Origin of the sequence: Kitasatospora sp. NPDC004614, assembly GCF_042873675.1 — a bacterium.
Taxonomy (GTDB): Bacteria; Actinomycetota; Actinomycetes; order Streptomycetales; family Streptomycetaceae; genus Kitasatospora.
Map to the genome: position 1 here is coordinate 204,934 of NZ_JBIALR010000004.1, position 13,246 is coordinate 218,179.

Sequence of the window (13,246 nt, forward strand, 5' to 3'; positions counted from 1 at the left end):
CGTTCAGCTGTCCGAACGGTTGTTGTCGTCGTAGGTGCTGGTGCCCTCGTCGAGCAGTGGGCCGTTGGCCGGGCTCGGGTGCTTGAGGTGCGCCGGGGCCATGGCCCGCAGGGTGTGGTAGCCGGTCAGGACGATCAGGGTGCCCAGGGCGATGCCGCCGAGCTCGAAGTTGTCGGTGATCTTCAGGTTGACGTTGCCGATGCCGACGATCACGCCCGCCGCGATCGGGACCAGGTTCAGCGGGTTGGTCAGGTCCACCTTGTTGTGGATCCAGATCTGCGCGCCGAGCAGGCCGATCATGCCGTACAGCACCACCGTGATACCGCCGAGCACGCCGCCCGGGATGGCCGCGATCACCGCGCCGAACTTCGGGCACAGGCCGAACAGGATCGCGAAACCGGCCGCGCACCAGTACGCCGCCGTCGAGTACACCCGGGTCGCCGCCATCACGCCGATGTTCTCCGCGTACGTGGTGGTCGCCGGGCCGCCGACCGCCGTGGACATCATGGTGGCCGCGCCGTCCGCCATGATCGCGGTGCCCATCTTGTCGTCCAGCCGGTCACCCGTCATCTCGGCGACCGCCTTCACGTGGCCGGCGTTCTCGGCGATCAGCGCGACCACCACGGGCAGCGCCACCAGGATCGCGGACAGCGAGAAGCTCGGGGCGTGCAGCGAGGGCAGGCCGATCCAGTCGGCCTTGCCGACGCCCGAGAAGTCCAGCCGCCAGTGATCGGCGGCCGGGCCGCCGCCCACCGAGGAGTGGATCTGGCCGAAGATCCGGTCGAACAGCCAGGACACCACGTAGCCGAACACCAGACCCAGGAAGATCGCGATCCGCGACCAGAACCCGCGCAGCACCACCAGGGCCAGCCCCGTGAAGAACATCGTCAGCAGCGCCACCCACTGGTCCTGCGGCCAGTACACGCCCGCCGCGACCGGCGCCAGGTTGAAACCGATCAGCATGACCACCGCACCGGTCACGATCGGCGGCAGCACCGCGTGGATCACCTTCGCGCCGAAGCCCTGCACCACCGCACCGCACGCCGCCAGCACCGCACCGACCACCAGCAGCGAACCGGTCAGCGTCGCCGCGTCCCCGCCCTGCGCCTTGATCACGGCCGCCACACCCACGAACGACAGACTGGAACCCAGGTACGAAGGGATCCGGCCGCTCGTCACCAGCAGGAAGAAGATCGTCGCGACACCGGAGACCATCACCGCCAGGTTCGGGTCCAGGCCCATAAGAATTGGGGCGACGAAGGTGGCACCGAACATAGCCACGACATGCTGCGCCCCGAGCCCGACCGTCCGCCCCCACGACAGCCGCTCGTCCGGCTTCACCACCGCCCCGGGCTGCGGGGCGCGGCCGTCCCCGTGCAGCTTCCACCCGAACGCGACCTTCATGTCCTTGCCTCGTCTCTGCTGTACCGTGCGAAACCCTGGTGGGCGACCATGCAACCGGTCGCGACATGATCTCCTATCGCTCCCACCGCCCTGACCTCGGGGGATCACCCGACCGGCGGTATCGCAGAACCCACCGTCCCCGGTTACCCACCGTCGCTGAAGGCGGCAGTGAGCGGTGACACCGGGCCCTGGTGTGCCAGGGCCGCCGTTCTCGGCGGAGGTGAACCGAGACAGGTGACATGTCACACCCTATTGATAGCTCCGCCGGTCTTGTGAGACGGTGCGTCACGCGCTTCGGATGCCTCCCACGTCCCGACGTCCGGGGCGCTCCGTTCGCGCTTCCCCCACAAAGGAATAGACGATGCGTCAGCTCTCACGCATGTCCAGGCTGCTGGCCGCGGCTGCCGCGGCAGGCACCGCCCTGCTCGGCATATCCGTCGGACCGAGCCAGGCCGCCCCCATGCCGGTCACCCCCGCACCGGTCGCTGCCGGCTCGCAGCAGCCTTCCGGCAGCTCGTCGGAGGTTCCCGGCAGTCCGTTCGCCGATCCCGAGAGCCCGGGCGCGCCGCAGTCCCGCCGGCTCACGGCCGCGCAGCTGCCGCTGGTCAACCCGCTGTCCGTCACGGCGCCGGTGGAGACCGGCCCGGACAAGGGCCTGGCCAAGGCCGCACCGCGCGCGCTCGCGGAGGGGTCGGCCACCGCCCAGTCGTGCACCCCGGCCGACTTCGCCAGTAGGACCGGGGCCGCTCTGGTGTCCTACGTCAAGGCCTCGACCCCCCAGTGCATCGGCTCGCTGTTCTACACCGCGGGAAGCCCGTACGCCTCGGCGCTGTTCCGCCAGAGCCAGATGGCGACGATGGCCGACGCCTTCCAGAGCGCCGCCGCCTCCTACCCCGGCGACAACTCCGCCGCCACCTGGCAGGTCGTCCTGTACCTGCGCGCGGGCTACTACGTGCAGGACAGGGACCTCGCGCACGTCGGCCCCTACGACGCGACGCTGACCGCCGCCGTGACGCGCGGCATCGACGCCTTCCTGGCCGGCCCGCACGCCGCGGACGTCACCGACGCGAACGGCCAGGTCGCCAACGACGTCATCATCCTCACCGACAGCGCCGGGCAGCAGGGCCGCTACCTGAACACCTACCGGCAGGTGCTGAACGGGTACACCAGCGCGTACGACAGCTCGAAGAACCTGCTCACGTACGTCAACAGCGCCCTCGCCGCGCTGGACCGGGGGCACGAGAACAAGTCCTTCGTCGACGCGGTGACCGCGGACCCGGGCATCATCGACACCCTCGACGCATTCACCCGCAACCACCACGACCTGCTCGGCACCTACCCCGGCTTCCTGGTCTCCAACGCCGGCATCGAGCTGACCCGGTTCGTCAAGTACCCGGCGTTCCAGGCCAGGATCCGCCCGCTGGCCAAGGCCCTGCTCGACAGCTCGTCGATGACCGGCCCCACCGCCCCGCTGTGGGTCGGCACGGCCAACATGGCCGCCTTCTTCGACAAGGACCAGTGCTCCTACTACAACGTCTGCGACCTGAAGCAGCAGCTGACCAAGGCCGTGCTGCCGATCAGGCAGACCTGCAACGCCACCCTCACCGTCCTGGCCCAGGACCTCGCCGCGGCCGAACTCGCCGCCGTCTGCGCCGATCTCAAGGGCGAGGACGCGTACTTCCACAACCTCGTCCGCGACAACGGCCCCATCCCCGGCCAGTACGAGTCGTCCGTGCAGCTCGTGGTCTTCGCGAGCCAGGCCGATTACCAGACCTACGCCGGCGCGATGTACGAGGCGAACACCAACAACGGCGGGGTCACCCTCACCGGGATCCCGACCGACCCGGCCAACCAGCCGGTCTCCCTCATGTACCGGCATCCGAACGAGAACGGCTTCACCGCCCGGATCTGGAACCTCAACCACGAGTACGCCCACGTCCTGGACGCCCGCTACGACATGAAGGGCGACTTCTACCAGCAGACCAGCGTGCCCGACCTGTGGTGGATCGAGGGCGTCGCCGAGTACGTCTCCTACACCTACCGCGGCGTCACCGACGTCAACGCGGTCTCCCTGGCCCCCAAGCACACCTACGCGCTCAGCACCCTGCTCCAGAGCACGTACCTGAACAGCGACGTCGTCCGCACCTACCACTGGGGCTACCTGGCCGCCCGCTACATGATCGAGCGCTTCCCGGGCGTCGTCCAGACCATGCTCGGCTACTTCCGTACCGGCGACTACGCCCGCGCCTACGCGTACTACAACGGCATCGGCACCGCCTACGACGCCGACTTCACCAGGTGGGTCGACACCTGCGCCACCGACACCTGCCTCACCGCGGGCACCCCGAAGCCGGCCTTCGACGTCGCGGTGCGGGACCTGAACGTCCAGCTGACCGACCGTTCCACCGAGACCGCCGGCAAGGGCAGCATCACCGGCTGGGCCTGGAACTTCGGCGACGGCACCACCGGTACCGCGGCCTCCCCCTCGAAGTCCTACCGCGCCGCCGGTACCTACACCGTCACCCTCACCGTCACCGACAGCAACGGCAGGACGGCCACCACGACCCGGACCGTCACCGTCACCGCGCCGGCCGCACCGGTGGCCTGCACCGACCCCGACGCCCGGAAGATGGACTACAACTGCTTCCGCAGCGGCCGCTCCGCCGACGCCGGAAGCTCGGACCTGATGTACATCTACATGCCGGCCGGCACCACCACGCTGACCGTCTCCACCACCGGCGGCACCGGGACCGCCTACCTCTACTACAGCCCGGACCGCTGGGCCTCGAACACGGACTACGCCGTCTCTTCCACGAACAGCGGCACCACCCAGACCGTGACCGTCACCAACACCGCGGCCGGCTACCGCTATATCACCCTCTACGGCAAGACCGCATTCAGCGGCGTCACCGTCACCACCCGGTACTGACCGGCGCGTGAGCCCGGATGCCCTGGCTCACGCATCCCCGGGGATGTGTGAGCCGGGGCATCCATGTGGGCCTCTGCGGCGGACGAGGTCCATGCGGGCCGCCACGGCGGCCGAGCCCGGGATGCCGACAACTCCCGGGCTCAGCTCGCACATTGATGAAGCGTCAGCAAGTCACCGGAACTTCCACCACCGGCCGAGTGCCGTATGGGCCGCTTCCCTGCACCGAGAAGGTCGCGCGCACTGTCGAACCGCACGGGGCGGTGGCGGTGAAGCCGTTCACCTGCACCGTGGTGGAGTGGAACGGCGTGCTCCCGCTCACGGAGCCGAGCGAGTTGCCGCCGACCACCTCGGCCGACAGGTTGGTGTACAGGGTCTGCCACGACACCGGCCCGTCGGGCGGGCCGGCAAGGCCGATCTTCCCGTAGATCACGACGCTGCTGCCGGTGACGTCTGCGCAGGCGTACGTCGCCAACCCGGCCTGGAGAGCGTACTTGCAAGTCGTGACCGTGGCGGTGGCGGTGTCGGCGCCGCTCGCGGCGGCGAAGGCCGGCACGGGCGCCGTGAGCAGGGCGGCGGCACCGGCGGCGCCCACCGCGATGCGGGTGATGCGGTTCATGGTCTTCTCCTTCAGACGATGCGAGAAACCGTTCGGAGACAGGCACCGTTAGCCATGTGACATTTCACGTGTGCCATGACCCAAACTCTGCCATGCGATTCCAAGGCTCCGGGCCATTCCTGCCTTCGAAGTGCCAGCCCGTCCGAAAGTGCATCCTGGGTGACGCAAATCCGCCCGGCTGGGCCAATGCGGCCACCACCTCGGGCGAACCCGCGTCGAACGCCGGGTGAACCACGGCGTCGAAGAACTCCTGACGAACGTGAGGGTGGCCCAGACCGCAGCCTGACAGGGCCGCTTCGGGCGGAAGCCTCCGAAGGCCAGCAGCTGGAGTGACCGCCAGCCCAGCTGGAGTGACCGCCAGCCCATCCACGCGCGGAACTGGCCCTCGCTGCTGGGGTCTTCGGCCCACTTGAGGAGCCGATCGACCTGCCCGGGCATCACGACCCTCCACCGCAGCCAATTCGCTTCGGGAAGAGAGCCGTTGGCCCATATCGCGTTGATTGTGGCGGTCACGGGCTCCCGGAACTCCGTCAACTCCTGTCCGGTCAGGGACCAGCCGTTGGCCGGGCCGTCGAGCGGGACGGCCGGTTTGCCGGACCACAGCAGTTCCCCGGTGTTGACGAGGCGCTCGATCACCCATCGGTGCCGGCCGAGACGCTGGACGGATTCGATGCCTTGGCGGGTGACGCGGGCCGGATCCGGCGTCGGCGCAGGTAGGAGCGGGATGAACCGGTGGTCGTCTTGTCGCCGTGCAGCCTGCCGGGCCTGCGGCGTCCGGGGCCGCGCCGCAAGCGGATCAGCGGGACGGCGCCGACTTCGCCCGCTGTAGCCGTGACCGGGCGGCACCGGGGCGCGGGTCGTGTGGCGGCCCGGGCGTCGGCGCGCCGGTATCCGGTCGGCGTGCCCGGACGTCCTCGGTCAGCCGATGAGGAGCGAGTAGTCGATGGTGCTGCGGCCGGTGAAGCTGCCGCCCCCGCCGATCGTGGGAATCACAGCCTGGCCGGCGAGGGGGGTGCCGACCGTGAAGCCGTTGCCGGTGCAGCTGGTGATGTTGATGTTGAAGGTCTGGTTGGCGCCGTTGCAGGTGAGGACGGTGACCACGCCTTCTCCGGCGGCGGCGAGGTTGCCGGGTTGGACCTGGTCGAGGTTGATGATCGCTGAGGTCGGGGTGGGTGTGCCGGTGGCGCAGTTGTAGTAGCCGGTGCGCGTGACGGTGCCGTTGCCCGGGAAGGTCGCGGACGGGTCGAGGTGCACGTAGATGCCGCCGGTGACGGTGTCGGCGGTGTCGACGGCCGTCACGGGGCCGTCGGTCAGGCCGGCGACCACGGTGATTTCCTGGGTGCCGCTCATGCCGACCTGGGTGGCGGTCACGGTCTGCGTCTTGTTCACGTTCGCGATGCCGCACGGGACGGCGACCTCCGCGGACGCGTCGTTGCCGTGCTGGTCGAACTCGACGCGCAGCGCGGCGTTTCCGCCCGGGGCGGCGGTGTCGGTGCAGGTGTAGAGGATGGTGGCGGACACGGTGCCGACGCCGACGGTGACACTGCTCGGCATGACGCTGACCGACAGCCCGCCGGTGACGATGGCGGACCTCGGGCTGGCCGAGGCGGACGGTGCCCGGTCCATCACGTACACCCCGAACCCGACCAGCAGGAGTGCGACGGCGGTCAGGGCGACGAGGAGTCTCTTCGGGGCGGGGTGCGGACGGCTTCTGAACATCGTCGAATCACCTTTCGGCGAGTGGAAGGGGGGGTTGTGCCTTCAAAACACACCCGGCCGGTGCCGCCCGCAACCTGTGCTGGTACGTCGGGAGGAGGCCGTGGGGCGAGAAGTGTCCGGCCTCAAATGGGCCGTGGGAGGGAACAGTTGGGTCGGTGCAGTCATGCATCGGCGGCATCCGAGCCGGCCTATGCGGAGCCCGCCCGAACCAAGGACGACATTCGGCGATCCAGCCTCAAGGAGCCGAGCCGCAGCCGTGATTGGACCGGTCGGCGCGCCCCGGGGTCGCCCGGGCGCGGCTCCAGCGGGCGAAGCACTGGCAGACCGTCTGCCACCACGACCCGAGGCGGGTGCCGGCACCAGATGCTTCCCGACCTGGCGACGAACACGATCGCCGCGAGTACGTCTCAGCGGCGGAGTGGGACGACAACGGCGCGGAGACGGACATGGAAGGCGGCGGTACCAGGGGCTTCCTGTCGCTCGGTTGGATTCGATACCCACGAGCTGTGCGGGAGACCCCACTTCCATGCACAGTCGACCAGACCTTCCATGAAATGGGAGTTGAAGGTGCTGGATGGCGGCCGGGCGGCGCCGTACCCCCCTCGGGCTCGGGGCTCGGCTCGTAGAATCGGGCGCCTCGCTTCCTCGCGCCCACCCGAGACGCCGACCGGCCGACCCCTGGGTCGGCGGACGGGCGGCCGGGCTGGGAGAACGCCTGAAGCTTCCAATGGGCCGTCGAAACGGCCGCCCCCGACTTCGCCCACCAGACGATGCCCGCCATCTACGAGCAAGGAGCCGCCACCGCGGCCGCCACCCTCGGCACGGCCTTCACCTGGACCAGCAGCCACCAGCACGCCCTGCAAGCTCTCACCACCGACACCTACACGGACATGCTCCGCCACTCCCAGCAGACCGTCCGCCGCTCCGGCCAGTTCTAACGGGCCGCCCGTGCCGCCGCACGCCAGCAGATCCCCACCGCCCTGACCGGCTGCACCGCACTTCAGGCCGCCAAGGCACTCGCTGATCAACTCGCCGCCGCGCATTCACTCGACCGGGTCGTCCACCGGGGCGGCGCACGAATGCCCGTCCGCGCGTGGGCCGAAGCCGCGACCCTCGCCCGAACCGCCGTCGCCTACAACGCCGGCACCCCTGCCGTCGCCCGCGAACACGGCGTCCGGTTCGTTGAGGTCTTCGACGGCTACGACTGTGGCTGGACCAGCCACCCCGACCTCGACAAGGCCACCAGTACCCTGCGCACCGTCGAAGAAGCCACTCAGTGGCCCATCGCCCACCCACGGTGTACCAGGGCGTTCGGCCTGCGCCCGGACGCTCGGTGCGTGGAATCGGGAGCAGGGCCTGCTGGGTGATCACGCAGCGGAGTTGACGGCGCTCGGGCACTCGCGTTCGACCGGGTGAATGAGGGAGGCATCCGGGCGGTCACCACTCTCGGCGGATGGGCGGCGGGGAACGTCTGTTCTACAACCGGACCGCGAGGAGGTCGCAAATGATCGGAATCCGGCGTTTTCGAAACATCGCACTGACGACCAGTGTGCTTCTTGCCGCACTGCTCCCCGTCTCGCTCCCGTCCGCCCGTGCGGACGGGAGCGGGGCATCGGTGACCCGCTCCGTGGGACAGGAACCGGGCCATCCGATCATCCTCTATCCCGGCAGGGAAGGGACGGCGGCGGCGTACTGCCCGCAGGGGACGAAGCCCAGCGGGGGAGGTGCGGCGGTCGAGTCCGACCCGCTGGCCCCGGTCTACTTCCAGGAGTCGGCTCCCGACCCGGAGCGGAACAGGTGGGTGGTGCACGCCTACAACGCCAGCGACGAGGTGCAGACGGTGCACCCCCGGGTGATCTGCACGACGGACAGCAGCATCAACTTCAGTGTCGGGCCGGACAGTTCCATCGACCCCGGGGACTTCAACTCGGCCAACGGGGCGGGCTGCAGCAATACCCAGTTCGTGGTGGGCGGCGGAGTGCAGGCCGGACCCAAGACGTTCGTCATGTGGTCGGACTGGTCCTCCGTCAGGTCATGGACGGCGGGCGCGAAGTACACGGACTTCTCCCCGGACGCCCCGCTGTCGTACGTCCGGGCGTTCGCCGTCTGCTCCGACACGCAGCCCACCCTCAGGGTGAGCGTCGTCAGCGTGGCGGCCGGAGCCGTGGGGACGGCCCATGCGGAGTGCCCCGCCGGGCAGGTGCCGACGGGCGGGGGCGCAGACATCGGTCTCGATGCCCTGTTGAACGGGTCGGGCCCGACCGCGACGGGCTGGACCGCCCAGGGCACGAACCACTCGGAGGGGCCCCGCAACCTGGAGGCCTCGGTGTTCTGCACGACACCCTGACCGGCAGGCACAACCGGCCGACCTGAGGAGGCCTCCGGCCACGACATGCTGCGCGCCGAGCCCGATCGTGCGCCCCCACGACAGCCGTTCGTCCGGCTTCACCACCGCCCCGGGCTGCGGGGCGCGGCCGTCCCCGTGCAGCTTCCACCCGAACGCGACCTTCATGTCCTGCCTCGTCTCTGTGCTCTACCGTGCGAAGCCCTGGAAAAGTGGGGGTCGGCATCGACGACGGGTCTGCGGCAGTGCACCGGTCGGCCTCCCGGCAAGGGGAGGGGGCGACCGGTGCGCTGTGGTCTACGGGTAGGCGACCAGGTTGGCCACGTTGGTGGCCGAGTTGGAGGGGCCGCCGGTGGAGTTGATGACGTGGGCGATGGTGCCGGTGCCGCCGAGCGAGACGGTCACCATGTCGTGGAAGCGGACCGTGGAGCGGTAGGGCACCTCGAAGGAGTGCTCCTCGACCACGGCGGGGTTGACGTTGAAGTAGGCGTAGGAGCCCAGGCCCCAGGCTTCATGGTTGGTCACGGAGTCGGCGACCTTGTAGGCGGGGAAGCCGCGGGTGGCGCCGTTCATCCAGGCGGCCTGGTTCGGCGGGTCGTAGGGCAGCTCGTTCTGGAAGAAGTAGGTGCGGCCGTTGTTGCCGTTCCAGATCACCTGGGTCTGCTGGTAGTGCTCGACGAACAGGCCGTACAGGGTGACGTTGTTGCCGTTGACGATCAGCCCGTTGGCGGCGGTGTTGCTGGTCCAGCCGACGCCGCTGCCGTGGTCGGCGCGCCACAGCCACATGTGGTCGCCGATGACGTTGTTGGAGTTGACGACCAGCGACTGGGTGGCCTTGCCGACGCCCGCGCCGCCGATGCGGAAGAACACGTCGTGCAGGGAGGTGGGGTTGGCGCTGTGGTCGACGGCGCTCGCGGTGCCGGCGCCGATCTGCATGAGTGTCTGCGAGTTGACGGTGCCGGCGTCGATGAGCAGGCCCGCGACCTTGACGCCGTCGACGTCGGCGACGTTGACGGCGGTGATGCCGTTGTCGGGGATGAGGGTGGCCAGGCCCAGGCCGAGGACGACGGTGTCGGGCCGGGTGATGTTCAGGGCCTGGTTGAGGTGGTAGACCCCGGGGGTGACCAGCAGGTTCTTGCCCTGGGCGAGGGCGGTGTTCATGTCGGCGGCGCCGGCGCCGGGCTTGACGATGTAGAACTGGTCGATCGGCAGGGACGTGCCCTGCTGGGCGCCGGCCCAGGTGATGCCGGTGGTGTTGTTGCGCAGCGCGGGGACGAAGACCTTGTAGGCGCCGGCGGCGTCGACATACAGGAAGGGCTTCTCGCGCACGACGGGGGTCTGGCCGACGGTGGTGTAGGGCGGGTTGGGGAAGGTGTTGGCGGGGGCGTTGACGTCGCCGACGAACACCATGTTCCAGTTGGCTCCGGCCCAGCTGCCCCACTGGGAGTTGCGGGAGAGCCACTGCTGCTGGGAGCCGGAGTTGATCTGGCCGTCGATCTTCGAGTCGGAGATGAAACCGCCGGAGGACCAGCCGCCGTCGTCGAGCTGCAGGTTGCCGCGCACGTGCATGCGCCGGTACGGGGCGGCCTGCGAGACCGCCCAGCGGTCGGCGCCGCCGGTCGGGTTGACCGAGAGGTTCTCGGCGGAGCGCCAGAAGTTCTGGGTGGCGTTGCCCTGGAACCAGTCGGCCTCGGCGTGCACCGCGCCGTTGATGGTGACGTCGTCGGGGGACAGGCCGAGGCCCGCGACCTGGGTGTAGAAGCCGACGTTGGCGTTGACGTTGTAGCTGCCGGGCTTGAAGAGCAGGGCCTGACGCTGGGTGCCGAACTGGTTGCTCTCCTGCTGGGAGAAGACCTGGTTGAGCTTGGCTTGGATGGTGGCCTGGGGGGTGCTGGGGTCGAAGACGGCGACGTTGGGGCCGAAGTCGGGGGTGCCGGGCGGGTTGGGGGTGGTGGAGGTGGCGCCGAAGGTGAAGGACTGGGCGGCGGTGCCGTTGCAGGTGTACTGCTGCAGCTGGACGGCGTCGGCGGTGGAGGCGGAGGGGACGTCCAGGCACTTGCCGCTGTTGCGGTTGACGAAGTGGTAGGCACCGGATGCCTCGGGGACGGCCTGCCACTGCTGGTTGAGGCCGCCTCCGTAGGCCCAGAGCTGGATCCTGGCTCCGTCGGCGGTGGAGACGTCGGTGACGTCGAGGGCCTGGGCGGTGTTGGCGGAGGCGTTGATGCGGACGTAGCCGTTGCCGAGGTCCTGGGCCAGCCACTGCTGGGCGCCGGTGCCGTTGCAGGCGTACTGCTGGACGGCGGTGCCATTGGCGGTGGCGGCGTTGGCGGCATCGACGCACTTGCCGGAGTTCTGCGCGACGAGGGTGCTCACGGTGGTGGGGACGGCGGCGAGGGCGGCGGGGGCGGGGGCCAGCAGGACCGCGGTGGAGGCCAGCAGGCCGGCGGTCGCACTCAGGGGAAGAACCCGTCGGCGCAGCGGAGTGGGGTGCAAGTGGTGTGCTCCTGTTCAGGGGTGATGGAGCGTCAGGACGTGCGGTGCCGAAACAGGGGGTGGGGCGCGCCCGGCAGGTGCGTGCCGGGCGCCCGGTCGGCGGGCGGTCAGGCGGGCAGGTTCCACTGCTGGTTGGCGCCGGCGAAGCAGTCCCAGATCTGCAGCCGGGTGCCGTTCGCGGAGGACGGGCCGGTGGCGTCCAGGCAGCGGCCGGAGGCCGGGTTCACCAGGGTCTTGTTCGACTGCGCCTGCCACTGCTGGGCGCCGGTGCCGTTGCAGTCGTACAGCTGGGCCTGGGTGCCGTTGGCGGTGCCGCCCGAGGTCAGGTCCAGGCACTTGCCGAGCGCGCGGATCGTGCCGTCGGTGCCGACCGTCCAGGACTGCGCGGCGGTGCCGTTGCAGTCGTAGAGCTGGATCGCGGTGCCGTTGGCCGAGTTGGCGGCCGCGACGTCCACGCACTTGCCGCCGTAGCCGGTGATCTGGCCGGTCCGGCCGCTCGGCGGCGGGGTGGTGGTGCCGCCGGTGATCTGGTTGAAGGTCTGGGCGAACTGCCAGGGGTACTGCGAGGTGCCGCTGCAACTGTCGGACAGGGTGCCGTTGCTGGCGCAGGCCTTGTCGCGGCCCAGGGCCCAGAACGCCAGCATCTGGATGCCGTTGGCTGCGGCGAAGGACTCCAGGGCCTGCGCGTTGGCGGTGGAGAACACCTCGACGGTGGAGTCGTTGACCCCGATCATCGGGGTGTTGCCCTCCATCGCCCACAGCTGCGCGGAGGTCTTGGTGTTCCAGATCTGCCCGAGCTGGGTGTGCAGGGCATTGGCGGCGTTGATCGCGGCCTGGCCCATGTCCATCGCCGGGCCGTAGTCCATCGTCATGATGTTGACGGCGTTGACCGTCAGACCGCGGCTCTTGGCGTTGTTGAGCAGGCTGAGGGAGTTGGACTCCAGACCGGTGGGGTTGACCGGGAGGGTGTAGTTGACGTCGAGGCGCTTGCCGGCCGCGGCCTGCGCCTGCTGAAGCTGGGCGAGCGCCTGGTTGCGGCGGTCGTTCGCGGCGGTGTCGTTGAGGGCGGCACCCTCGATGTCCAGGTCGATCCGGGTCAGGTTGAGCGCATCCACCACCCGCTTGTACTGCGCCTGCAGCGCGGAGACGCTGGTACAGGCCTGGCCCAGCTCGGTGCCGCCGGCGCCGCCGAAGGAGGCGATCACGTCGCCGCCGGCCGCCCGGTGCGCGTTGACCGCGTTGGTCCAGGACACGTCCGTGATCGAGACGTTGCCGTTGAAGGTGGCGTTGCAGCTGCCGTCGCTGATCACGAAGGCGAGGGTGACGTACTTCAGTCCGGCGTTGCGGACGTCGGTCAGCACCGACGTCGGATTCCACGTCTCCAGGTACGGGGCGGCGAAGTGGGCCGGGAAGCCGGGCCCGGGGTTGGCCGCGGCGGAGGCCGGGCCGGCGCCGGCCACCAGCATGGCCGCGATGGTGGCGGGCAGCGCGACGGCTGCCGCCAGAGTGCGGCGGACAACGGAGCGGATCAAGGCAACTCCTTACAGAGAGGCAGGTCTGTGACATGGGCGGGGTCTGGGCGGAGGAGGTCCGGGCTGAGGAGGTCTGGTGCCGTCCACGGACCGGACAGGGGGCTCTTCCGGCCGGGAGCCCCTGCGACAGGGCGCAGGGCCACGGATCAGGAGGCGTGGACCTGGAGTTGGGACACCTGGCCCGCCGGCCGGCCGGTGTTGGCGGTGAA

Annotated in this window: 9 protein-coding genes; 4 read left to right on the top strand and 5 right to left on the bottom strand. The window is 69.7% G+C overall.

Going from position 1 to position 13,246, the window contains the following annotated elements; translation table 11 throughout:
* Positions 1-3: 3 nt before the first annotated feature.
* Positions 4-1,404 (bottom strand): uracil-xanthine permease family protein, encoded by a 1,401-nt coding sequence (locus tag ACFYST_RS13125; RefSeq protein WP_387861753.1) that lies wholly within the window; start codon positions 1,402-1,404, stop codon positions 4-6.
* A 361-nt stretch (positions 1,405-1,765) separates the two neighbouring features.
* On the opposite strand from ACFYST_RS13125, the gene ACFYST_RS13130 reads away from it, so the two are divergent.
* Positions 1,766-4,333, top strand: coding sequence for a collagenase (locus tag ACFYST_RS13130; protein WP_387861755.1), 2,568 nt, complete (start codon positions 1,766-1,768; stop codon positions 4,331-4,333).
* 163 nt (positions 4,334-4,496) lie between these two features.
* On the opposite strand, the gene ACFYST_RS13135 is transcribed toward ACFYST_RS13130, so the two are convergent.
* Positions 4,497-4,949, bottom strand: coding sequence for a hypothetical protein (locus tag ACFYST_RS13135; RefSeq protein WP_387861757.1), 453 nt, complete (start codon positions 4,947-4,949; stop codon positions 4,497-4,499).
* 918 nt (positions 4,950-5,867) lie between these two features.
* Positions 5,868-6,668 carry a hypothetical protein gene (locus ACFYST_RS13140; RefSeq protein WP_387861758.1) on the bottom strand — a complete coding sequence of 267 codons (801 nt, stop codon included), beginning with the start codon at positions 6,666-6,668 and terminating at the stop codon, positions 5,868-5,870.
* A gap of 770 nt (positions 6,669-7,438) precedes the next feature.
* Between ACFYST_RS13140 and ACFYST_RS13145 the strand changes: the two genes are divergently transcribed.
* The 3 genes from ACFYST_RS13145 to ACFYST_RS13155 all read left to right on the top strand — a co-directional run bounded on the left by ACFYST_RS13145 (position 7,439) and on the right by ACFYST_RS13155 (position 9,015).
* A complete protein-coding gene (locus ACFYST_RS13145; RefSeq protein WP_387642808.1) occupies positions 7,439-7,606 on the top strand; it encodes a hypothetical protein in 168 nt (55 codons plus the stop codon).
* Between the two features lie 141 nt (positions 7,607-7,747).
* Positions 7,748-8,035 (top strand): hypothetical protein, encoded by a 288-nt coding sequence (locus ACFYST_RS13150; protein ID WP_387861759.1) that lies wholly within the window; start codon positions 7,748-7,750, stop codon positions 8,033-8,035.
* 248 nt (positions 8,036-8,283) lie between these two features.
* On the top strand, positions 8,284-9,015 hold the full coding sequence (locus ACFYST_RS13155) for a hypothetical protein (RefSeq protein ID WP_387643049.1): 732 nt from the start codon (positions 8,284-8,286) through the stop codon (positions 9,013-9,015).
* Between the two features lie 294 nt (positions 9,016-9,309).
* Here the strand turns inward: ACFYST_RS13155 and ACFYST_RS13160 are convergent, their stop codons facing one another.
* Positions 9,310-11,505: an RICIN domain-containing protein gene (locus tag ACFYST_RS13160; protein WP_387861760.1), complete on the bottom strand. Its 2,196-nt coding sequence runs from the start codon at positions 11,503-11,505 to the stop codon at positions 9,310-9,312.
* Positions 11,506-11,612: 107 nt separating this feature from the next.
* The gene (locus tag ACFYST_RS13165) at positions 11,613-13,037 is read right to left on the bottom strand and encodes an RICIN domain-containing protein (RefSeq protein WP_387861761.1); all 1,425 of its coding nucleotides are present in this window, start codon (positions 13,035-13,037) and stop codon (positions 11,613-11,615) included.
* Between the last annotated feature and the right edge of the window lie 209 nt (positions 13,038-13,246).

Excerpts from the sequence above, each read along its gene's own strand:
- ACFYST_RS13125 (WP_387861753.1), bottom strand. The coding sequence starts at position 1,404 with ATGAAGGTCGCGTTCGGGTGGAAGCTGCACGGGGACGGCCGCGCCCCG.
- ACFYST_RS13130 (WP_387861755.1), top strand. The coding sequence starts at position 1,766 with ATGCGTCAGCTCTCACGCATGTCCAGGCTGCTGGCCGCGGCTGCCGCG.
- ACFYST_RS13135 (WP_387861757.1), bottom strand. The coding sequence starts at position 4,949 with ATGAACCGCATCACCCGCATCGCGGTGGGCGCCGCCGGTGCCGCCGCC.
- ACFYST_RS13140 (WP_387861758.1), bottom strand. The coding sequence starts at position 6,668 with ATGTTCAGAAGCCGTCCGCACCCCGCCCCGAAGAGACTCCTCGTCGCC.
- ACFYST_RS13145 (WP_387642808.1), top strand. The coding sequence starts at position 7,439 with ATGCCCGCCATCTACGAGCAAGGAGCCGCCACCGCGGCCGCCACCCTC.
- ACFYST_RS13150 (WP_387861759.1), top strand. The coding sequence starts at position 7,748 with ATGCCCGTCCGCGCGTGGGCCGAAGCCGCGACCCTCGCCCGAACCGCC.